Origin of the sequence: Arthrobacter sp. U41 (genome assembly GCF_001750145.1) — a bacterium.
Classification (GTDB): Bacteria; Actinomycetota; Actinomycetes; order Actinomycetales; family Micrococcaceae; genus Arthrobacter.
The window spans coordinates 17,890-40,178 of sequence record NZ_CP015734.1 but is presented as its reverse complement, the minus strand read 5'-3'; the positions used below and the strand labels follow the sequence as shown (position 1 = coordinate 40,178).

General features: G+C 63.6%; 18 protein-coding genes and 3 pseudogenes. 9 read left to right on the top strand and 12 right to left on the bottom strand.

The genetic code is table 11. From position 1 onward, the window contains the following. The first annotated feature begins 1 nt into the window (after window position 1). Window positions 2-1,642, top strand: coding sequence for a relaxase/mobilization nuclease domain-containing protein (locus ASPU41_RS20940; RefSeq protein WP_069953007.1), 1,641 nt, complete (start codon window positions 2-4; stop codon window positions 1,640-1,642). Window positions 1,643-1,672: 30 nt separating this feature from the next. Continuing rightward, the gene (locus tag ASPU41_RS20935) at window positions 1,673-2,905 is read left to right on the top strand and encodes a hypothetical protein (protein WP_069953006.1); all 1,233 of its coding nucleotides are present in this window, start codon (window positions 1,673-1,675) and stop codon (window positions 2,903-2,905) included. Window positions 2,906-2,962: 57 nt separating this feature from the next. On the opposite strand, the gene ASPU41_RS20930 is transcribed toward ASPU41_RS20935, so the two are convergent. Continuing rightward, window positions 2,963-3,409, bottom strand: a complete 447-nt coding sequence (locus ASPU41_RS20930; RefSeq protein ID WP_157357176.1) for a hypothetical protein — start codon at window positions 3,407-3,409, stop codon at window positions 2,963-2,965. Between the two features lie 67 nt (window positions 3,410-3,476). On the opposite strand from ASPU41_RS20930, the gene ASPU41_RS20925 reads away from it, so the two are divergent. Further along, window positions 3,477-4,331, top strand: a complete 855-nt coding sequence (locus ASPU41_RS20925; RefSeq protein ID WP_069953004.1) for a hypothetical protein — start codon at window positions 3,477-3,479, stop codon at window positions 4,329-4,331. Window positions 4,332-4,382: 51 nt separating this feature from the next. Here ASPU41_RS20925 and ASPU41_RS20920 read toward each other — a convergent pair. From ASPU41_RS20920 to ASPU41_RS20870, 11 genes and pseudogenes are all read right to left on the bottom strand, one after another. Next, window positions 4,383-4,813, bottom strand: a pseudogene (locus ASPU41_RS20920) (DUF4913 domain-containing protein). Window positions 4,814-4,824: 11 nt separating this feature from the next. Continuing rightward, window positions 4,825-6,591 (bottom strand): annotated as a pseudogene (locus tag ASPU41_RS24150) (type IV secretory system conjugative DNA transfer family protein). Continuing rightward, window positions 6,588-8,183: pseudogene (locus ASPU41_RS20910) on the bottom strand (ATP/GTP-binding protein). The pseudogenes ASPU41_RS24150 and ASPU41_RS20910 overlap by 4 nt, the downstream one beginning before the upstream one ends. Then, window positions 8,183-9,691 (bottom strand): SCO6880 family protein, encoded by a 1,509-nt coding sequence (locus ASPU41_RS20905; protein WP_069953003.1) that lies wholly within the window; start codon window positions 9,689-9,691, stop codon window positions 8,183-8,185. The pseudogene ASPU41_RS20910 and the gene ASPU41_RS20905 overlap by 1 nt, the downstream one beginning before the upstream one ends. Continuing rightward, window positions 9,678-10,976: a hypothetical protein gene (locus ASPU41_RS20900; protein WP_069953002.1), complete on the bottom strand. Its 1,299-nt coding sequence runs from the start codon at window positions 10,974-10,976 to the stop codon at window positions 9,678-9,680. The genes ASPU41_RS20905 and ASPU41_RS20900 overlap by 14 nt, the downstream gene beginning before the upstream one ends. Window position 10,977: 1 nt before the next feature. Next, window positions 10,978-11,730 carry a hypothetical protein gene (locus tag ASPU41_RS20895; RefSeq protein WP_069953001.1) on the bottom strand — a complete coding sequence of 251 codons (753 nt, stop codon included), beginning with the start codon at window positions 11,728-11,730 and terminating at the stop codon, window positions 10,978-10,980. 27 nt (window positions 11,731-11,757) lie between these two features. After that, window positions 11,758-12,027, bottom strand: coding sequence for a hypothetical protein (locus tag ASPU41_RS20890; protein ID WP_069953000.1), 270 nt, complete (start codon window positions 12,025-12,027; stop codon window positions 11,758-11,760). Window positions 12,028-12,040: 13 nt separating this feature from the next. Continuing rightward, entirely contained in the window at window positions 12,041-12,655 is a 615-nt protein-coding gene (locus ASPU41_RS20885; RefSeq protein WP_069952999.1) for a DUF6668 family protein, read from the bottom strand. Between the two features lie 35 nt (window positions 12,656-12,690). After that, on the bottom strand, window positions 12,691-14,172 hold the full coding sequence (locus tag ASPU41_RS20880) for a chromosome partitioning protein ParA (RefSeq protein ID WP_069952998.1): 1,482 nt from the start codon (window positions 14,170-14,172) through the stop codon (window positions 12,691-12,693). A 50-nt stretch (window positions 14,173-14,222) separates the two neighbouring features. Continuing rightward, entirely contained in the window at window positions 14,223-14,741 is a 519-nt protein-coding gene (locus tag ASPU41_RS20875) for a hypothetical protein (protein ID WP_069952997.1), read from the bottom strand. Then, the gene (locus tag ASPU41_RS20870; RefSeq protein WP_069952996.1) at window positions 14,738-15,817 is read right to left on the bottom strand and encodes a CHAP domain-containing protein; all 1,080 of its coding nucleotides are present in this window, start codon (window positions 15,815-15,817) and stop codon (window positions 14,738-14,740) included. The genes ASPU41_RS20875 and ASPU41_RS20870 overlap by 4 nt, the downstream gene beginning before the upstream one ends. Window positions 15,818-16,051: 234 nt before the next feature. Between ASPU41_RS20870 and ASPU41_RS20865 the strand changes: the two genes are divergently transcribed. The 6 genes from ASPU41_RS20865 to ASPU41_RS20840 all read left to right on the top strand — a co-directional run bounded on the left by ASPU41_RS20865 (window position 16,052) and on the right by ASPU41_RS20840 (window position 22,002). Further along, on the top strand, window positions 16,052-16,954 hold the full coding sequence (locus ASPU41_RS20865; protein ID WP_157357175.1) for a MarR family winged helix-turn-helix transcriptional regulator: 903 nt from the start codon (window positions 16,052-16,054) through the stop codon (window positions 16,952-16,954). Between the two features lie 91 nt (window positions 16,955-17,045). Beyond that, complete coding sequence (locus ASPU41_RS20860) at window positions 17,046-17,405, top strand: hypothetical protein (protein ID WP_069952994.1); 360 nt, start codon at window positions 17,046-17,048, stop codon at window positions 17,403-17,405. Continuing rightward, window positions 17,402-18,337 carry a hypothetical protein gene (locus tag ASPU41_RS20855; RefSeq protein ID WP_069952993.1) on the top strand — a complete coding sequence of 312 codons (936 nt, stop codon included), beginning with the start codon at window positions 17,402-17,404 and terminating at the stop codon, window positions 18,335-18,337. Before ASPU41_RS20860 ends, ASPU41_RS20855 begins: the two co-directional genes overlap by 4 nt. Window positions 18,338-18,349: 12 nt before the next feature. Then, the gene (locus ASPU41_RS20850; RefSeq protein ID WP_083266750.1) at window positions 18,350-19,495 is read left to right on the top strand and encodes an alpha/beta hydrolase family protein; all 1,146 of its coding nucleotides are present in this window, start codon (window positions 18,350-18,352) and stop codon (window positions 19,493-19,495) included. A 269-nt stretch (window positions 19,496-19,764) separates the two neighbouring features. Beyond that, the gene (locus ASPU41_RS20845; RefSeq protein WP_069952991.1) at window positions 19,765-20,010 is read left to right on the top strand and encodes a hypothetical protein; all 246 of its coding nucleotides are present in this window, start codon (window positions 19,765-19,767) and stop codon (window positions 20,008-20,010) included. A gap of 303 nt (window positions 20,011-20,313) precedes the next feature. Next, complete coding sequence (locus ASPU41_RS20840) at window positions 20,314-22,002, top strand: hypothetical protein (RefSeq protein WP_231941602.1); 1,689 nt, start codon at window positions 20,314-20,316, stop codon at window positions 22,000-22,002. Window positions 22,003-22,289: the final 287 nt, after the last annotated feature.

Genomic DNA, 22,289 nt, shown 5'->3' with positions numbered 1-22,289 from the left:
GATGATTCCGAACATCACCCGCGGTTCTCGGATGTCAGGGCTCATGGTTTACCTGACTTCGACTGATACCGAAAAGACGAAGAACGCCCACAGTGATCCACACCTAGTGGCTGGGGATGCTGCGATCATGTCTTGGTACGACGACGGTGTCCTGGACCGTGACGATGCCCTGGCGATTGCCAAGCACTTGGACCGCCCGCGCAAGTTGTTCGGTGTGTCGGTGCAGATCAAAGACATGCAGTGGGACGCGGCCAAAAAGGAACGCGTCCACGTCGGGTACAAGGACGCGTCCGTGTGGCACTGCTCGCTGAGTCTGCGTGCCGAAGAGGGCGCGCTGACGGATCAGCAGTGGGGCGATATCGCCAACGACTTCATGGACTCCATGGGCTTCACCGAAGCCAGCGGAAAGGCACAGTGCCGGTGGGTTGCGGTCAACCACGGCACCAGTGAGAACGGCAACCACCACATCCACCTGGCCGTCTCCCTGGTCCGGGAGGACGGCACGAAAGCCTCCACCCACGGCGACTACAAACGAGCGCAGCAGACCTGCCGTGAGCTGGAGGTCAAGTACGGGCTGGAACAGCTCTCCACCGTGCACGCCACCCGCGGCTACGACCAGGCGGAGAAAGCCACCGCCGTCCGGGACGAGCGGGAAATGCACCGCTCATCCCTGGCCCGGAAAGTCCGCGCCAGCGCCAGCTCCTCCGCGACCGAAGGTGAGTTCGTCCGGCGCGCCCGGGAGACCGGCATGCTGGTCCGTCCCCGCTACGCGAAGAACACCACCGACGTCATTGTCGGGTACTCCGTAGCAGAACGCCCGAAGCAGGGCGAACGGCCCATCTGGTTCGGCGGCGGCACCCTCGCCTCCGACCTTAAGCTCGGTGCTTTGCGTGAAGAGTGGATGGAGTCACCTCAGCTCGCAACGGAAGCCGCGGCCGAGTGGAACGCGGCGGCCCGCAACAAACGCACCGTCTCCAAGACCGGCCCCGAGCACGCAACACCGCCGGCGGAAATGTGGGTCCAGTACACCCGGAACGCGACCGCACTGGCGGATCAGCTGCGCACCATCCCGCGGGATGATCACGCGACGTGGGCGAAAGCGGCCAGGGAAGTATCGGGTGCGTTCGCGGCGTGGTCCTACCGGCTGGAACCGACACCGGGACCGCTGGCGGCCACCGCCGCCGAACTGTCCCGCACCGCCCAGCTCCGCGCACCACGGGAACACAGCAAACCCGTCGCGCTACCGTCGATTGCCGGGACCGCCATGTTGTTCATGGCCGCATCCAGCAAAAACAAAACGGCCGCCCAAACAGCACTCATGGTGCAGCTGATCAACACCGCCTTCGCCGTCTATGAAATGCATGCCCAGTCCGGACGGACAAGGGAGGCGCAGCGCATCCGAGCAGTGGTCGAGCAACAGCTTGCCCCGTTCACCGGCACCATGCCCAAGGCCGTGCTGGTGGGTGCAGAACAGCAGCCGGCTACGGAAGCAGCAGTGCCGCCCAGGTCAATCGACATCGCCCGGCGCGGCATGGTCCCCATTCGCCCGGGATCAGCAGTGCCCACAACGCCAACACCGGCAACGCCGGCCAAGACCTACCAGCCCAGCCGACGCGACTCCGGGCCGGGCCTGGACCGATAAGACTCACACCACTAGTGCAAGGGGAACACGATGAGTGAAGCAGATGGAATGGACGATGTTGTGGACGGCGGGCTACGCCAGTCGCTGATGATCGCCTCACGCATTGCCGAGACTCTGGCCCGCCGCCGGCAGGAATCCCAGCGGCAGCAGGAACACCAAGATGCCCAGATGGCGCACGAAGCACAGGCACGCCTCGCCGCCGAACGCAGCGCAGCCCACGCAGCGCTGGCCCCGGTGGAAAAGGACCAGTGGTGGGACAAAGCCGGGCCCCACGACATTGCCACGGCCCACGCCGTCGCTGAAGGCTGGAAAGACCACGACCCCACCGCACTCGCCGCCTCGGAAAAGATCCGTCAGGAAGTCTTCACGCGCTACGGCATCGACACCCACGACGTCGGCACTGACGCCGCCTATCTGGAATCAGGGATCCAGACCATCACCACGGAAAAGGCCCGGCAGGACGAGCTGGCCCGCAGCCAGGAAGAAACACGCAAGGCCGCCGCCGAACACGAAAAAGCCATGGGCCTGCTCGCCGCTGCCCGCGCCGAAGAACTCCGCGCACAGGCCGCGACGCTGGCCCCCGAAATGGAACGCCACCAGGTACCCGCGGAATATTTGGCGAACCCCGAACTGGCCCAGGCCTTGCAGACCGCGCACAGCGCCAAGACCCCCGCAGCAGTGGCGGCCGCCGACGCCACCGTTCAGGAACGTCTGTTCCTCATCGGCAAGGACGGCATCAACGGTCCCGACCTCGACCAGCTGCGCAAGGAGACGACCGCGAACGTCAACGGCGCCGGTGCCTCGCACTTCGAGGATCCTGCGTTCGTAAAGGCCGCCAAGGAGATGCACGAGGCTAAGCTTTTGGCCGAGGGCGGTTTCAAGGGCTCTGAACGGACGCCCGTGGAGCAGCGCTACGAACGGGCCGAGAAGGAACTCTTCGCCCGCATGGAGAGCGTCGGCCGTGAAATCGAGAACCGTGTCACCGGCAACGACAGCACCCGGATCAAAGACCAGGGCCTCAAAACGGAGACGACGTCGGCTGCCGGCTACGGTTCGGCGGAGCACTTGGAGAAGTTCGCGGATTCATTGGAGAACAGTGGAGCCAACGAAGCCCAGGTTCGTGGGCGGCTTGTTGCAGCCCGCAGCGAAGCAACACACCCCAGCGCAGCGGTGACAATGGGTAAGGGCGCCACGAAGGCCAGAAAGTCCCGCAGGGGAGCGTCAGTGGGCGCTGAGAGAGGCAAAAATGGCTTGAGCCGTTAGGACACGTCCCTAGGTAAGGAGGGGGACGCCAACAGGCGTCCCCCTCCTTACGCTTCTTCAGTTGCGGGGGTCATTAGCGGCGAGGCCGACAACACTGACCTCCAATTCTCCTTCGTCAAAGTCCCCGTAGGCCGCTCCATAAACGCTAAGGAATTGGTTCCAATCCTTCGCTAGAACAGTGCGCTCCCCGCCGTCTGGGTCATTTCTCCTCCGAACGATATAAGTCGAGAGCGAGGGGCCGCTATGGACCCCGTTGGAAAGATGTTGAAATTCGATTCCAACGTCTTGGAGTGTCTTATCCCGCAACGCGATGGCCTGGTAGTCGGCTTGGACGTCGTGGCTTTCAGCCGTGGGATATGCGATCTCTAGCTCGAGAGCTGTGGTTCCTGCATCGACGGGGTAGTCGAGATCAAGACGTACGTTGAATCCAGCTCCTTCGAGGGCGGTTGTGGCGGCGGCCCGATCTGACGCTGGCACCTGAATAACTATCAGTATTGTTCTCATGCCCAAACTCTACGGTCGGCGCGAGAAGTGCACCGGCTGGTCTAAGGCTGGCATCTAAAGTTAGAGCATGCAGCAACTCTTTGACTTCGCTTTCGCAAGACTCCACCATGCCGAAGCGAAGAGGAAAGAATTCGGCGAGGCTTGGAAGCAATACATTTCAACCCATCCTTGGGATATCGACGTCCGCAATGTCACCTCAACGACGTTCGAAGTTTTCGCCGTCACACGCGAGCAAGCCCCGGTAGAGATGTCTCTGGCATTCAGTGACTGGCTGGCAACGGTTCGTGCGGCTCTAGATAACGGCCTCTATGCTTGGGTTGCATCAGCCACTGGGCAGAATCCGCCCCCGCTGGCTGAGCGCATCCAGTATCCAATCTGTTCGACCCCGAAAGAGTACGCGAGCCAGCGCAAGCGCCTATCGGGTGTTCCTGAGAGCATTCTCGAAAAAGTTGAAGCGGCCCAGCCCTATCATGGCGCTTACGGTCCCGAAAGCACCCTGGTCTACTGGGTCCATGAACTAGCCAGAATCGACCGGCACAGAAGCCTTCACGTGAGCTTAGGTACGGTCAGCGAGCATCGAATCCGTCTGCTGCTCCCTGCAGACGTGGCGGCGACTTTTGATGCGTCAGTGGAGCCATATCAACACATCGAAGGTGAGCTTTTGATCGGCCGCTTCACCACGAGCAAACCAGTGTCACGCTTTGACATGAAAGTCGACCTCAGAGGTGTTGGAATCGACCCCGAAATCCAGTCGTGGGCCGGTTTCAGGATGAACGGACGGCGGACTTCTCTTATGGAGCGGATGACCTACACCGAGCTTTTCACCTTGAACACAATAGAGAACATGGCTTTGTTCAGTGGTATCGAGCCGCCCGACGGGTTCATCACCTTTGACCCGCCAGAATCACCGATTTCGGGTTGAAAAAATGGGGAGACTGCCAACGGCGTCTCCCCATTCATGTCGAGGCGCGTTCTATGCGAGCTGTGCACGTAGATCTGGGAACCACCCGGCCGGTGCTTTCTTGGGTTCCAATTGGTCGGGATCGCGGTGCTTTTGCATGTCGCATTTATAGAACGGGCCGCGTGGGTCCAGGAGCACGCTCATGTGGTGGTCCGCGTGGTCCTTGAACCAGACACTGATACCTGTGGCTCCATCCAGCCTGAGGTGTTCCCAGGCCCGCCACAGTGCCTCTACCCGGGTGACTGCTTCCGGGTGGAAGTACCACTCGATGCACCACTTCGCGGCGCGACCGTCGACGTCGCGGACGTACGTTGGCAGCAACTGCTCATGCAGAAACTCTTCGGCTGAGCCGTAGACCAATTCAGCCGGCTTTGCTCTTCTGCCGGGGGCTCCGCTGGTGTTTCTGTGTCGCTTGAGCTGAAGCGGCCGATGTCGGTAGTCATCTCAGAACCTCCTACCCCGTGACCCAGGGATTAGCGACCGACGCAGCGGCAACCGGAACAGCCTCTTCGTCGGGTCGCGGGCTGTACTTTTTGATGGACGCTTCCACGGCGTCCTTGTGCGGTCCGGTGTACCAGGGCATGGTCCGGACCAGGGTGGCTGGTGCACCTGAGGCGAGGATCACGGCGCGGCCGCGGTCCAGTTCGGCGAGGTTGGAGACGTCGAAGATGCGTTCCTTGCCCTCTTGGCGGGAGCGGCTGGACCCGGTCTTGCCGGAGGAGACGGAGACGTTGGTGTAGCTGTAGTCCCCGATCAGGTCCGAGAGCGCCCGGAGGAAGCCTTCTTCGGCGACACCGCCGCCGTAGACCTTGACGTTCGCGGCGGACCAGATTTTCCGCATGCTCGCCTCGCCCCAGAGTTCGACGCCCTGTGACCAGGACTGCAGGATGCCCATGACGATCAGGCCCTTGGACCCGTAGTGGCTGAACTGATCCGGCAGACCGGCCCAGCGGACGACGTTGGCCAGCTCATCGAGGGCGAACAGTGCAGGCTTGGGCAGGCGGCCGCCGCTGCGTTCGGCCCGTTCCTCCATCGCTTCGGCGATCGCCACCGTCAAGGCTGTGGTGAGCGGGGCGGCTGAGCCGGCCCCTTCCTTGGAGAGGATGTAGATCGTCTCCTGGGAGGCCGCGAACGCGTGTGGGTTGAACTGCCGGCGGGCGTCCGTGGCGACCGTTGCGCCGCCTGTCGGGGCGACCCAGCGCAGCGTGTTCCGGCTTTTAAGGCACTGGATCATTTTCTCGGCGGTGCCGAAGATCCCGTCGCGCTGTTGTCGGCAAGTTTCAGCGTGGACTCCAGGCCCTTGTACTGCAGCTCGTAGTCGTGCTCTTTCAGGATTTCGATGGGTTCCTGGCTGACCTGCTCCGTCACCCACAAGTACACCTGTGTGATCGGAAGCCACCGAGCGCGGCCGCGAGGAAGTACGAGGAGAGAATGTCCTCGGCCTTGGGGTCGAAGTAGGCGTCCGGTTTGGACCCCGGGACGCGGGAGCCGACGGAAAAGTGCTGGGTGAGCTTGTAGGCCTTCTCTTCGTCGGTGACGTAGGAGAGCGGGTTCCACCACCAGTCCGGTTCTTCCTGGGCGATCTTCTGCGGATCGAACACCCACACCGGGGCCGTGAGCTCGCGAACCCCGCGGGTGCCGTCCACCACGTCACGCTTGTTCGACGTGGACACTACGGCGCCGGGCGCGTCCAGGATCGCGGGCATCACCCGTGAGGTCGACTTACCGGTACGGGGTCCCCAGATATCGAGGCTGAGGTCTTCCCAGGACTGAATGAACTTCTGGCCGGTAGAAACGACTTTGCCAACGACGATGCCCGGGGTATCCGTCACTCCCAGCCGCTCCGCCGTCGCTTTCGCGCCCTTCTCGGAGAACGCAGCCAGCGACTTCCCTCGACCCAGATACCGGGCGGCTTTGTCTACCCGGGCACGCTTGGACGCACCCTTCCGCCAGGCCACGAGCACGACGACGGCCAGAACCAGGACCACGCCGGCCATGAGGGCGGCCGCGACGGTGGACTGGACGGGCCACGGCACCCGGCCCTTGACCAGCCCAGCGATCAGATCAATCGGATGTTTGGGGGGTGAGTCGATGCCGGCCATCCAGGATCCCAGGTGGGCGGCCGCGTAGGTCCCGCCCCGAAGACGACGATGAAGCCAATGGCCATCCAGACCAGCAGGGCATCCCCGAGGCCCATTCCTTTACGGTTCGGTGCGCTCACAGCGGACCTCCTTCAAGGGGTACGTCAGGGGTCATTGGCTCGAGGAGGGTTTCCGGGGCCTCATGCCACTTTCCTTCGGTGTCGTTGACCCCGTCCGGGCCCTGTTCGAGGACGTTAAGCCCACCAGGACGGGGATCCCGGGCCTGCCACCAACCTTGATCAGGAACTTCCCCCGGCCGGGAGGTTCGACGTCGAGCCCGCGTGAGTCCCACGCGGGCGGGTCCTGCCAGGAGATGAGCTTCTGCTGTTCCTCACCTGACAAGGGAATGGCTGAGGTCAGCAACGGCATCTCCGAGGCCGGCAGGCCGCCGCAGATCACCATGCCGGAGCGTTCCACGAAGCCGCGGGCCTTCATCCGGTCCTCTTCCGCCGGCAGTGCCAGCAGGTCGGACATGGTGTGGGAAATCATGATCTGCCCAACACCGACGGAGCGGTTCAACCGGGTCAGGGCGTCCACCCGGTCCACCATGCCTTTACCGGCGCGCAGCGCCCGCCACAGCTCATCCAGGACCACGAAGTAGTTCCGGCGCGGTTCCAGACCTGCGTCGGCAAGGGCATTGGCGACGTTGACGGTCCCGAATCCGTAGGACCAGCACGCGAGCAGAATGGCGGCTTGCAGGTCTGTTTCGGTCTCGTCAATGCTGGAGACATCGAAGACGACGGCGCGGTCGCGCATCATGGGGTTGGTGGTGTGGCGGGAGAAGATTTCTCCGAGCTTCCCGCCACCGGTCAGGCCCAGCAGGGTTGCCTCCAAGGCGCGGGTTTCCTGCAGGTAGACGTTCATGTCGCCGCGGTCCAGGGCAACCTGCCGCAGCTCATCGGGTGCGGAGATGATCACATCCAGGAGGTCCTTCAGGACCGGGACACCGTCGAATCGGTCATCGAGGACCCGCAGGGCCCGGTCCAGGATCGTCTGTTCCTGATCGGTGGGCGGGTTGTTCCGGCTGATCGTGATCAGGGAGACAACCATGGTCAGGCGCCGGCCGTGCGCGTCAGCGCGGACCCGGGCGGCGTCCTCATGGTGGCCGCTGTCTTCGAGCAGCTGCGCCGCTTCGACGGCCTGGCCGGGATCGAGGATGTTCAGGTACCCGACGCCGCGGCCGAGCTTGATGACCTGTCCGCCGAGTGCCTGGACCGCTTTGACGTGCTCGCCTTTCAAGTCCCCCAGGATCAGGGGTGGACGCCCTGGGCGGAGAGACCGATGAACATCCGGCGCACCACGGTGGACTTGCCCAGCCCCGGCTTGCCCAGGATGAACGCCGACGGGTTGGAAATCAGGCGTGCCCGCTGGAACCAGCTGATCGGGTCGCAGCAGACCGTGGCCTGGGTTTCCTCGTGGCGTCCGAGCGGGACGCCGATCATGGGAGAGGAGGCACCGGAGGAAAAGGGCCACAGACCGCAGACCTGGACGGTGGTTCCCCGGTATTCCTTCACGGACGGGACGAGCTGGGCCATCCCGCCGCCGCGTCCGGTCCAGCCCCGGGCAGATGGGCCGGGCTGGCGGGGTTCCTTCTCCGTCTTCTTCTTCGGCGCGGCCTTGACCGGTGCTGTGACCTTTTTGGCGGGCGGGTGAAGAGTTTCATGCGGGCCATTACAGGGCGTCCTTGATTTCGGAGGGCAGGAGGCTGTGTTTGGGAAGGACCAGCCCGAGGGGCAGGGATGCGGCGAACGCGGTGTCCTGGGCGCCGTAAGCCCGGCGCAGCAGCACCCGGGCGGTGCCGGAGGTCTGTTCCACGGCGGCGACGGCGTCGGGGAGGCGTTCCTTGTCGGTCACGGTGGCGGTGACGACCATGCCGAAGTTCACCAGCCCGGCCCCCTGAGCCTCTTCCTGCGCGGTCTGCACGGCGGAGCGGGCATCGACCAGGGCGCGGGCGGAGGGCCGGTTTCCGGAGGTGATGCGGACGTTGGCGTTGTTCTGGTCCCGCTCCACCACGGCCGCTGCCCGGGCGGAATCCATCGGGCGGTACAGCAGCGAGATCCGCTTGCGGTCGATGTCCCCGTGCGGGGCCAGCAGCCGGGAGAGGACCGAGGAGTTCACCGACCCGCGCGGGGCACCGGTCATGGTCCATGAAACTGAGAACGCGCTGTCGTGCCGGTAGTCATCCCAGGACGCCTGCGTCGCGGAGGGGCCGACCTCGCCCCAGGTCAAGGAGACCGGGGAGCCGGCGGAGTGCGCTTCGTCGATGATCAGGGCAGCGGGCGGGTCGTAGGCGATCCGGACGACCTCGCAGAGTTCCTGCGCGGACATCGGACGGGCGATCCCGGCGCCGGTGGACTGCAACCGGGCCGACAGGCCCGGGATCCGGGACGCGAGGTCACGGGCGACGTCCTCCGGTGTGCGCTTCTTTGAGCCTGCCCGCAGAGCGGCGTTGAAGGACAGGGACACCCAGGCCCGGACCGTGGCCGACCCTTCCGGATACGTGTCGATGACCTCGTTGAGCACATTCCTGGCAAAATCCGGGGCGTTCGGGTCGATGTTCATCATGACCTCATTGCGGAGCCGGTAGCCGGAATCCGGTGCGGTCTCGACCGTTACGGCGGCTGCGTCCAGGCCCGCTTCGTCCCCGAGGCCGGCGAGCCAGCCGCCCCAGTTCGCGACCCACGCATCGACCTGTTCCGGGTCTACCAGGGACGCGCCGTCGGGTTCGGTGGAGAAGATCACGGTGTAGTGGCTGGTGGCGGGCACATGCAGCAGGGCGAAAGGGCGCTTGTAGGAGTCGGTGAATTCGTACAGGGTGGACTTCGCGGCCAGGCCGGGCAGCTGGTACATGCCCCAGGCCGTCACACCGAGGGGGCCGGAACGGTAGAGGTTCGTTCCGGAGGACTTGGCGAGACGGAAGCTCATCCGGGTGCCGAACCGGTCAACAACGGACTGGCCGTGCTTGTCCTTGACCGTCAGCAACAGGGCACTGGCCCCGGCTACGGCCAGGACCCCCAGGCCCGGGAAGAGGCCCCAGATCGCGAAGCTGATGATGCCGGCCAACAACCCGGCCATGACAATGCCGGTGCCGATCGCGCCGAGATTACCCAGGCCCGCTGAGCGCGGGACACGCCAGTTGCCGTAGGACGGTTCCTTGTATTCGGTATTAATGGCTGCCACTGGGGCCCTCCGTTGTCGCTGATTGGCCGGTTGAATCCTGCGCGGTCTGTTGTGCGGCCTGGGAAATCCTGGACGCTGCTTGTGCTCCTGCGGCGACGGCCATACCGGCCGGGCCGGCAGCTGACGCCGCTCCCGACGCGGCACCCGCGGTGCCGGCGGCAGCTCCTGCCCCGGCGGCGCCCGTGGTGCCGGCTGCACCGGCCGTGGCAGCGCTGGCAGCCCTACCCGGTCCGGTAGCCCCGGGTGTCGGCTGGCCGCCATTTCCCCTGGGGCCGGCCGTTCCGTTACTGCCCTTCGGAGATGACCCCGATTGGGTGCTTTGTGTACTGGCCGGTGTCGGGGAAGCGTTGCCCTTACCGCTGCCGCCACGGCCCATGGACACAGCGCCGGTGGCCATTGCCCCGACGGCGGCTCCTGCTCCCGCTCCACCGCCGGAGGCGACGGCACCCACCATCGGCGTCACGAAGCGCATCAGCGCCGGCAGTGCGAAGAGGGCGACGAGCATCAACGTGAACCCGGTAATGGACCCGATCAAAGCGTCCTGGCCCCTGCTGCCCATGAGGAGGAACGCAACCGAGTAGACAATGGCCGCAGCCGGTTTGTAGAGGATGAAAGCGATGGTCCAGCCGATTGCTTTCTGGAACCACTGCCTCCCCATCTCCGTGTTCGTGAAAGCAGCAGTCGTGGGCAGGATGCCCGCCAGGATCACGAGCATGCCGCTGCGCACGACCATCAGGACGATCTGAACGAGTGAGGCAATCAGCCCGATCAGTCCCAGAATGATGAGGATAAATACGCCGACCCCGGTCTGGTTGGTCATGACCAGGATGCTCATTGCATCGGCGAAGCCCTTGCCGTTCGTGGAGCGGTCGATGATCGCGGCCGAAAAAGCATCCGCCGCAATGACCAGGATCGAGATAACGCCCAGACCCAGACCCGACACCAAGGTCAAAGTGAGCAGGGACCGCAGAAGATCCTTCAGCGGCGCTCCGCGCTGCTCCCAGATCATCCGGATACCACCGACAATCACCGCCAGGACCGCCAACGCCAGCGTCCAAGGCAACAACTCGCTATTAACCGCAGAAACAATGGGACTCGGCGTCGCCCCGTCCGCACTAGCAAGGTTCACCGTGGGCATGGACACCCAGAAAGTCGACAGAGTCGTCACCATCTGACTCATGCCCTCCATGATCGACTTCGCCAGATTCGTGATGGCGTCGTTAACCGCTCCGGCGGCGATGTTGCCCGCGACGCACGTCATGTCCCCCAAACTGCACTCAGCCATGTCAGACGCCTGACCAGAGGATGAATCCGCTCAGATCACTGAGCTGGGCGACACCATTGAATATTTGGCCGTCATCGGAAGCCTTCACCTTCCAGTCACCGGCTACCCAACGAAGCGAAAGAACTGAATGTGCCAGCGCACCGTTCGGGAGCTTGATAGCCAGATCGACGTCTGCCTCAGTCGGACTGTAAGACTTGATTCGGAAGCCGCTGACCTGAGCGGTCTCACCACTTCCCGCAGCTGAAGTCCGCGTCTTGGCCGCCTTAATTGCCGCGTCACGTCCGGGGCCCGGCACCAGAAATTTTTCGGCGAGCTTGAGCTCATCCTGTGTCCCGGATGAGCCAAGGGCGATCATGTTGGCGGCGGCGTAGAGTGCGCCGGTGGGGGAGTTAGCGAAGCAAGACCGGAACCCGTCTCCGTCTGTCACTCCCGGGCCGAAGGTCTTGGGGTCGGTGGGGGCGGCCATTTTTCCTACAAGTTCCCACTTGGATTTCGGCGCTGTTCCCAAGGCTGTTTCCGTGCTTGAGGGCAGCCCGCAAACACTCTTTCCAACCGCGTCTGCTGACTTCGTAGGTGCTGCGGAGGCGCTCCCCGGCGAGGCAGCGGGGGCCGGCTGGGCGTTGCTGTCTCCCTTGGGGAGCAGGAAAATGACGACGGCTGCTGCTATCAGCGCGACCACCAGCGCGGCAGCAATGATGAAACCGGGTTTGGTGAACGGATTGGCCTCGGTGGTGCTCTCAGTTGACTGGCTCATGGTGAACCTCCCGTTGTTGGTGCTGGCTTAGACGAAGGCGCGGACGATGCCGGCGGCGCCGGTGATGATGATGCAGCCCATCAGGACCCAGCCGAGTTTGCCGATGGCTTGGGCTCCTTCGCCGCGCTGGAGCTGGATGACCATGCCGATGCCGACGATGATGACGCCCAGGACGCCGAGGACCAGGCCGATGCCGGAGGCCCAGTTCAGGACCGTGAGCAGACCGCCGGCTTCTGCCGGGACGACCGGGGTGGGGTTGGGAATGACGGACGCTGCAATTGCGGAGAAGGAGTTCATGGTGAGAGACCTTTCAGTGGGTGGTGCCGGGTTTGGTGGTGGTGGTGGCCAGGGTGGTTAAGTCAGTGATGAAGCGTTGGTAATCGCGCCCCGGCGGTGTGGTGGCGTTCCCGTGCCGCCATGCCTCTACCCAGGGCAGGGCCCAGGACCGGGGCGCTCCCCCGCCGACGATGGCGGCGAAGTCCCGCAAGGGCTTGGGCGTTTTGCCGGGTGCGTCCGCGAGAACGGCGAGGCCGAGCAGATCAACCTCCGGGGCCGCGCCCGAGGCCCACTGGGTCAGGGCGCTCTGTGCTGCTGTCAGGCCGCGCATATCGGTGCGGCAGACCAGCAGTACCCGGGGCTTGCTCCCGTCCTGGAGAACGGGCCAGCAGTGATAGGTGGGCCGTGCCCCGTCGATCAAGTCAGCGATGCGGTTTTCACCGGATCCGCCGTGGGAACCGGTGACCCACAGCGCTGCGGAGCCTGTCACGGTGCGGCGGGCCAGACGGTCCGCGGCGTCGGGTTCGACCATTCCCCGCAGCGGTGCACTAATCACGGCCGCCTGCGGCAGGTGCGCATCCGGGGATGCCGTGTCAGCACCGTCGGCAGGGGCCGGGCGGGTGATCCAGGGATTCAGGGACTGTTGCATGATGGCCTCCTTTCAAAGTCCGTTAATGAGTGTCGTTAGAAGCCGGCGGCGACGGCGGCCGCGGCCGCGAGCCATGCCCGCCGGGTGGCGGGCTGAAGGGCTTCATAGCGGATAGGTCCGTTGACCAGGGCCGGATCGTAGGGAATCCGGACGACAGCCCGGACGAACGGTTCGAAGCCGTCAGCGATCCGCTGGGCCTCGTCCTTGGCCCGCTTCAGCGCATCCCCGCTCATGCTGGACTTGGCGTCGGTGGACTCGGAGACGATGACCACGGCGCCCCGGGCCAGCTCCGCGTCGTGCCCGCCCCGGGATTCCAGGGTCTGAAGCGTCAGCCGGGCCGCTTCGGCGCGGTCCTCAATGGCCGTGACCGGGACGACGAGCTGGTTGGTGTGGTCGATCATTCGCCGCCAGTTCGCGGCCCGGGCCGTGTTGCCCGAATCCATGACCACCAGCCGGTAGTACCGGGTGAGGACCTGGTGGGCGATGTCGACTTCTTCGGCGGTCACTTCGTGATCGCCTTCCTCGTTCTCATCCGAACGCAGGACATCGAACTTATCCGCCGTCTGGTGATGGACGAACTTGGCGATTTCGGCCGCGTTCGTTGACGGGGACAGCAGCTCGGTAGAGGAATCGATCAGGTCCAGGACGCTGCGGTCGTGGGCGCCCTTTTCCGTCCGCCACCCCAAGGTCCCCTGGGATTCGTTGTTATCCCACGCCACGGTGGCCGCTCCGCTGTAGCGGGCAAGGATGGCCGAGAGCATCACCACGGTGGGGGTCTTGTTCGCCCCGCCCTTACGGTTCACCACAGCAATGGTCCGGGGGCCGGGCCAATGCTGGCTGACCGTGCGGATATCCTCGCGTTCGGTGAGTTCTTCCTCGGAGGGGTCCATCCGGAACCCCAAGCGTGTGAGTGTGCCGCGCCAGCCCTGGATGGCCGGTTCCAGCACCGGGGCGCTGACCAGGAACGAGGTGTCCTTCAAGCTGCGCCGCGTCGGCACCGCCTCCTCAACAACGACAGCTGTCTGCGGTCCCGGGGTGGCCGGCGCCGGGACGGTGTCCACTGTTTCCGCGACTGCCACCGGGGCGGGCGGCCACGGCTGGGCATCCGCCGGTGCTGCCGGGGAGGGAACTGGCGCGGGCTCTGCCGGCGGTGCGGCGGACTCCTGTGCGGGGACGGTGTCGATGATCGCCGGGGCGACGGTCCTGGGCGTGGTTGCAGGGGCCTCTGCCCGCCGGCGGGCGGGAGCGGGCTCATAGGAGACGGATTCGATCTTCTTGTCCGGGTGGACGATGAGTTCGCCCTGGCCGTCGGGGTCCTCGATCCGGACCCGAAGGGGGCGCTGCAGGGTCTGAGCCTCGCCCACGATCAGGGACAAGGCGTTGTTGCGGAGCTCCTGCACGGAATCTCCTGCAACGACGCGGGAGTTGCCCGCGACGATGACCTCGCTGGTGCCGTTGCCGCGGACGATGGCCGTGATGGTGGGGAAGGCCAGAACTTGCGTTGGTGTGGTGCCCATGAGCTTCTTCCTTGAGGAGAGTGAGACGGGGAGGGTGAAGAGGGAGCGGTTCAGGACGGGGGCGGGGTGAGGCGGTTGACCTTCCACGGGGCGTCCGTGTCCGTGCGGAGCAGCTGCACCGCGAAAGTCCCGGCGTTGGTGGGGACCGCGGCCGTGACGCCGAAGCCGTTGGCGTCATCGACGCTCAACGTGGCGGGGCCGGTGACGCGGGACGCGGGGATGGTGGCCGGATCCACGGCCGAGTAGTCAGCGGTCGCCTGTGGGGTCAGCCAGCGGGCCAGGTCATTGGCCCACTGCGTTTCCTCCACGCCGGGGCGGGCGAAGTCCGTCATGGCTTTCCCCGCGACGTCCACCGCCTTGTCCTTGCTGGCTTGGTCCCAGGTGATGCCGATCGTGGCCGGGATGGTGCCGCCCGGGGCCTGGGGGCCGCTGTCGGCGCTCAGGGAGACCGGCGCGGACGCCGCGGGGCTGGCGGTGCCGGATGCAGCCGGTGCTGTTGTGGTGGTGCCTGCCGGTGCGCAGGACACGCAGAGCAGCGCCACGGCGAGCAGGGTCAGGGACTTCTTCACTTCTTCTCCTCTTGGTTGGGCAGGTACAGGAAAGCTGAGGGGACAGTGCTGCTCACGGTCCGGGTGTAGTAGGCGTGGTCCGCCGGGGCCGGGTTGCCGTTGTAGCCCTCTTCTACGTAGGTCCCGTTGTCTTTGACTTCCTTGACCACCGCGACGTGGCCAAAGCTCGCATCCGCTCCCCCGGCGCCGGGCGCGTACCAGACCACAGCGCCGACCCGTGGGGTGCTGCCGGAATCCCAGCCCTTGGCGTCCCAGCCGGCCTTCCACGTCAGCGCCGAGCCGAGGCCCTGCCCGTCCGGGCGGAACGTGCCGTTGAGGAACTTGAACGGTGCGCTGGTGGAGCCCATCTGCTGGTTCACCCGCCACAGGGCGAAGTCCACGCACTCCCGGTAATACATGCCCAGCGGTGAGGTGCTGGCCGTGGTTGCGCCGACCTGCAACCAGGTCGGTGAGGTCTTCCACGGGTAGTCATCCCCCGCACCGGACTGACCCGGGATGGCGCAGTCGCTGCCTTGCAGGGAGAACTTCGAGTCCGAGAGCGCCTGAACGAGTTTCACGGCCTCGGGCCAGTACTTCTGGTAGTGATACGGGTCAGCGTTGCGCTGGACCTTGTTGGCTGCAATGGTCGGTTCCAACAGCTCCCAGCCGGCCACGCCCTTCAGGACCTTGATGAAGTTCGTCGCGCTGATGGTGGGATCCATACGGTCCGCGTAAGAGCCCCACGCCCCGTTGTCCCGCTGCTGGAACAACCCCCGCGAATCCGGGCCGGATCCGTCGCCGTTATCCAGCACCCGCAGCCCTGACTCCCCCAGAGCGACCATCACGCTGATCATCTGCCCGTTGACGGACAAGTCCAGTGCCTTGCCGGCACCCATGATCGCGGCGGCATTCTGCAACTGATCCTGGGTGTAACCCTCCACCTTGGTGCTGCCGTCGACGACGACAGAAACGGCCGGGCCGCAATCGGCCGCGGCAGGTTTGGCCGGTGTGAGAAGCAACAGGATTGAGAAGACCGGGCCAAGTACGAGCGTGGGAACGATGACGGCCGCGCCCAGTGTGGCGGTGTTCCGTGTCACTGGTCTGTCCCCCGTCCCTTAGAAAAGTGGGACGAAGATCCGTGTCCCGAAAGCACTACGCATCAAATTTACCACGTTGCGGTGCAGATGCACTGTAATCAAAAAAATGCGGTGCGCTAGCATCAGGTCTATTTAGATGCAAGTCATGAGCCGCGCACGAATTTTGGTCCGGAGGAGGTGAAATCAGCGCGGGATAGAATAGCTGCGAGGTCCAACCGTCGACGCTAGGGAGCTATGTCCGAAGAAAAAGTGGCCCCCTCGGAGCTGCGATACCTGTTCCTTGCCCTCTCAAAGGAGTGGGAGCGGTCGATTTTGGAGCACGCCCAGGCTCATGATCTGACCAGCGCACAGGTAGAGATACTCCTGGTGCTAAATGAATCCGGCCCTTACTCCATGCAGGACTTGGGCCAGATGCTGCTCCTTAACCGGGACCCTTTCAGGTCCGTCGATTCATTGGTTGCCAAGGGTTTGGTTGAGCGTGGATCGGGTGAGGATAAGCGGAAGGTGCTGTGGTCGCTGACAGCCGCAGGCGCCGAAGCTGCGGCAGACATCGTCTCGGCGGATCTGTCTCTCCTGCAGGACTTCGTGGGTGACCTCCCTACGGAGAGCACCGCTAAGTTGATGAATCTCCTCCGGTCACTTCAAGGAAAGGTAACTACCTTGGGAGTCCTGGAACAACGTTTCTCTTCGCAACAAAGCCCCGTGCGCGAGGTGCTCGCGGCCAAATCCTCTAATGACGTCCAGATCAATCGTTCTTCCGTTGTCGCTTCGCGCCTCCGCCAAACCTTGGAGATGAAAGACGCAGGGGACGCCGGTGCGGCCTTCGACAAATACAGCCCGCAACTGGCCGAACGAGGCATCGAACTGCCGTACCGGACCTGGGTCGGGCTCCTCGAAAACGGAGGCCCTGTAAGCCGACACGTGCTCGCCCAAATTTCCCATGTCCTGACTGGCAACCCCGCCTATTTATCCACCGATGACGAGAACGTGCTGAAGGATGTGGAGAACCACATGCGGGCTGAGAATGCCCTGCTTTTGGCCGGCGTTACGGGTTTCGGGGGGCGAGGGGCTTTGGACGCCGGCGCACTGCAGGCACTTGCCGAACTAGTCCAAAAAAGACTGAACGACGGTGCGTGAGCGAAGCTACGAGGGCATTCCAGTCCCACTTTCCCGCAAATCCAGGACGCTGACGACAAGGGCTTTGTCGGAACTTCAGCTGGAGCCGGGAATGCTTGCCCAGGACGTTGTTGATGCCGTGGCGGTCGTCCTAGGAAAACTCATTTTTCTTGAACAAACCGTAGACGAGAGGTTCAAGAAAACCACCGGCAGCTTTGCGCTAACGCCGAATTTTGTGCTCATTGTCTTCCGTGGAATCGACCCTCAGGCCTACCAGATGCACAGTCTCTTCCACGAGCTGGGTCATCTTCTTTGCCGCCATAGCGAGTGCATTCGCCCCGGCACGCAGCTCGAGACGGAGACCCCGGATGTGGTGCTCTGGGGCGAAGCCGAACGAGAAGCGGAGTTCCTCGCCTTCAAAATTGCTTCCCTCATCAGCCGTAAGTCCCGGAGCGTTCAGGCCTTCGGATGATGAGGGAACTCGCAACGCTGATGCTCTACTTGACCGGGCTGATTCTCGTGCTCCGGGCGCCATACGCGCTAGGAGCCAGAGCGTCCCGTCCTGGATGGCTTGCGGGTACGTGCGGACTGATCGCCATAATTTGCCTGGGATTTGTTGTTCCCGTCCCGACGCTTGATGCGGCAATGGGCTCCATGGGCTACTGGAATCTGCTGGGAGCAACGTCTACGACGTTGGCCTTCCACTTCATGTACCGCGCGATCCTCATCCACACGTCCAAGGCCTCGCCACCCTACTACCGCGTGTTTCTAGGGCTCGGAATCGTCACCTATTCCGTCGCGTTCACCATGATCTCAGGCGAACAGAACCGGTTTACCTCCGTGGAGACGTTCATCGCAGCGCTCATAGGACAGCCGTGGACAGCTATCTATCTGTCCGCATACCTATCGCTCGTGGCGATCATCGCTGCTCTTTCACTCGGTGCGATCCTGGGCTCCTCCAAGCGATCGAAGATTTTCATCGCAGGCTTTTCTTTGGTCGTTTTGGGGAACACCGTGGATGTCATCTTGCTTTGGATGCAGCACCTCAATGTTGTCAGCGCGCCTCTCTCGACCCTGCTGTATTCGGTATACGTAGCGGCCTTTTTCTCGGGAGCAATCCTCCTCTGTGTGGGCTTTCTCAGAGGCTCTGTGCGGTCTCTCCGGGAATACTGCACATTCCTCTTCTACGCGCTACGTCTCCGGCGGGTCCTCGGACGAGCGGGTCTGGACAAACGTCCGCTCCTGGACGTGGCAAGAGAGCCAAAAATCGCGTGCTACCAGATGCTCATCCACGTGCGGGACCTCGTGACGCTAAAAGGCTTTGCACTGAACACGCCTGAACTAAACCTGACCCACAAGGCCGATGCACTTCTAATTGACTCCCCACTTAAGACCTCGACGTAAGGATCTCTGTATATGGCTCCCAACCCTTGGCTGGTCTCTGCGGCATCCCTGACTGCCCTTCTGCTTCCGGTCGCTGCAACGGCCGCACTAGGTCAAAAAATGACGGCATGGAAAGACCCGAAGGTCCGAGACCTCCGGATATCGAAAGACCGCACCACCGTCGTGCTGAAAGCGGATTCAAAAACGCTCGCCCCCGGAACCTATGGAATCGTCATGCCCGGCACGCACATCGTCGTCGGAGAGGTTCTGCGGCAAGATGCAGACACTGCTGAGGTGACTCGGGAGATACTGCGATGGACAGGGACCCTGGAAGCAGGAGCTACTCGCGGAAGTTGGACCGGCCAGGCATTCTCATCCCCCGAAGAGCTGCACCTCGACTTTGAGGAAGTGCAGCTCGCCCCGGGGGGACTCCCCGCGTGGGTTTTCCACCCTGCCAAGCCATCGACCGACGTGTGGGTCATTCACATTCATGGCCTGCGCTCATCCCGCCAGTCCATGCTGCGGAGCGTTGAGTCCGCAACGCGGTTGGGGCTAACTTCGGTTGTCCCGTCCTACCACGGAGACGCAGAGAACCACGCCCAGGGCCAGGTCAGCCACTACGGGCGGTTGGAGGCGGAAGATGTGGATAAGGCACTCGCCTACGCGGTACAGCGTGGGGCGAAAGCGGTCTATCTTTTTGGTTGGTCAATGGGAGCAACCATCTCGTTGCTGCTGACAGAAACGTCCGCTTATCGGCAGGTCATAGCAGGATTGGTGCTGGTCTCACCAGGCCCGAACACAGAAGCTGTCATCTTCGAAAATGCCCGCACCGCGGGTCTTCCCCCGGCTATTGCAAAGGTGGTGCCGCGTATCCTTTCGACACCCGGCGTCAGCCGGCTCGCCTCCCTGACCAAGCCCGTTGACTTCGACGCTCTGGATTGGTCCCGCCGCGTCGGACGCCTGCGCACCCCTGCCCTCGTGCTCCACTCGCGAGGCGACACCGAGGTGCCTTTCGAGCTATCGGCTCAATTCGCAAAGAGCAACCCGGAGACCGTCACATTGGTTGAATTTCCGCCAGTCCCCCACCAATGCGAGTGGAACTCGGCTCCTGAGCGCTTCGGAGAGGAGATCGCCGCCTGGATCAAGGACCGGGAGTCGCGGCGCTCCGAAAGGTCATGAGGGGCCGGCGCGGTGGGGTGCATTCGCACCCTACCTTGCGGCAATAAAGTGCACATGCACTACTATTGAGAATGCGCCTCGCCTCCATAGGAAGACCGGGGAGGCAGCGAGTGGTTCGATCAGGCAAGGGCCGTCCATACCGAGGCGCCCTAGCTCTGCTGGTCACGCGGGCGCGCATCTGTCATTTCCCCACGTCAGATAGGTAAATAATGCGACACGCTGCAACAGCAAGCGAACTTAACCGTACCCGTACGGTTAGACTCGCCAGCATGAGCGCATCAAAGACCCGTCGTCCCAGAGGCACAGGCCTCGACAACGTGATATTGCGTGTTGACGTCTCACCGTCCGCAAAGGACCTGGTGGACCGCGTGTCCGCCCACACCAATCTTTCCAAAGGCCTGATCACAGAACGGCTCCTGCTGGGGATTCCCCTGGATGCCCGCGGTCTGCCGCTCTGGGATGACATTGACGACTACAGGGACCAGGGAGCGCTACCTATACCGAAGGCCAGTTAATAACTGAAGGCCCGCACATGGCGGGCCTTCGTTAAGTATGCGTTCAGATCTCGTTCTTGGCGGGATTCGATCTGAACCTTTCACAGGCTCCCCGCGAGGGGCGCTCCATTCGCTATACCCCGAAGGGAGTAGCTGTTGTCTATGGTACCTGCCGCTGTCGCGGCGTCAACAACTGGCGCGCCGCTGTCGGCGCGTCAAGTCACGCCTGAACTCGCATGGCGTCTCGCCCGGCTGATCGCTGGAGCCCCGACGTACCGGCGGGGTCGATGGGTCCGTGGCCGCTTCCAGTACCCAAGGCCGGCTGTGGCACCAAAAATCACGGCCACACTCCCCAAACAGCCCGCCGCAGTCCTCGTTCACGGACCGGACGGCTCAGTAGCCACCATCTGTCTCGACCTCGATACCTCCAAAGCGCTGCAAGAGGTTGTGGACGAGGACGCCAAGCGCCTCGGAGAGCTGCTGGAGCGCTGTGGGATCAGCTACGTCGCGGACTACTCCCCCAGTGGAGGCCGGCACCTGTACGTCCCGCTCACGGAGCGTGTCACCGCAGCCGAGGCCCGCGAGGTCGTGGAAGCCATGACGCTACTGGCCCCCAGCCTCGACCCCGGCCCCCACCAGAACATCACCGACGGCTGCATCCGCGTCCCAGGATCGGCGCACAAAGCCGGCGGACACCAGGTCCTCATCACTCCCCTGGCGACCGCCTACGACACGCTGCGTCGGCGTAACGACGCCGAGGTATGGAACGCCTTGCTCCGGGCACTGGCCCCGGAGCTGCGCCGACGCCGTGACCTGAAAGCCCGAGCGGCCAAGCTCGCCACTCTCGCCGCGGCCCCGGGCATCAGTCCGCTCTCTTTCGGCGGCAGCCAGTCACCCTTGCGGGTTCTCGCCCGTACGGGCCTGTACGACACCAACCGCTACGCCAGTCCCTCAGAGGCCCGCATGGCGGTCCTCAACCACTTTGCAGCGTGTGGCTGGACCCTGGAGCAGGTCCAGCGCGAGATGGCCGGCCAGTTCGCCGGCCTCGCCGCCCTCTACAAGGACAAGGGCCACAGCGACCGCCTCCTGGACAAGGAGTGGGCGAACGCCTGCGGCTGGGTCCAGAAAAAGCCAGCCTCCAAGACCGAAGTGACTAGTTCCCTTATTAACGACACAAGCCACCCACAACCCACAGGGGGGGCAGCCAAACACACCAGCAAAGCTGGTGCGCACCAGCTCGTGAACGATCTAGAAAATGTGCTCTACGCAATCCTTGACCACCGGCTCAAAGAACGGGGTAGAGAGGGGCTGAGCCTCCGGCTCCTTCTCCGTGCGGTACTGGGCTACATGAGAACAATGGAAACGGACCTGCTCGACGTCGGCTGCAGGACCTTTGCCAGCGCGCTCGGTAAGCACCACGGAACCATAGCGAGGCTTCTGCCCGCTCTCCAGTCCGCATCGGACGGCATCCTGACGAAAGTATCGGACGCCCGCGGCCGCAACGCCGACACCTACCTCATCCAACTGCCACCACACTTCGAACAGCTGGCCCGTGATCTCTCCTGGCGGCGCGGGAAGATCCACGGCATCCGCCCTGTCTTCCGTGTCCTGGGCGACGTCGCGGCACTCACCTACGAAGCCATCGAACGCGGCCGCCTCTCCCCCACCACAGCGGAAATCGTCCGCTCAACGGCCCTCAGCCGGTCAGCTGTCGACAAAGCCTTGGCAGAGATGGTCGCCCACAACATGATCCAGCGCAGCAACGGTTGCTGGACCGTAGTGGCTGCAACCAGCCTCACCGACCTGGCACGCCGCCTTGGCGCCCTCGACGACGCTGCCGAGCAAATCACACGCCACCGCCTGCAGCGGGCCCGCTGGCACGCATGGTTGGACAGAAACCTCTCCCCGGAACTCGCGGAACACGAAGTGTCGGAGCCCGACACTGACCTTTACTGGATCCCACCGTCGGAGACGGAACTTGAACTACTCGGGACCCTTTGGCGGGCCGCGTGATGGCAGAAAGGCCCGAGGAGCGAGCACAGCGAACCTGGCACCGATCAGGGGCGTGAGGACCAAACCTCGGGAAAGTCACGTTAGTGATTGGTCTTCCTTGATTTGGCGGCAATTTTGTTCCTGAGTTGAGGATGTCGGTTCTGTTGCGTCCAGGGTTTTCCGTCGTTGTTTCCCAACATGGCTTTTCGACGTGGATTTCGCTGCAATTCGCTCTTTGGGGACGGGCGTCGGCAATCCATCGTTTCTCGACAAGATGCTTAGCGTGACTTCCGCGAGCATTGGTCCTC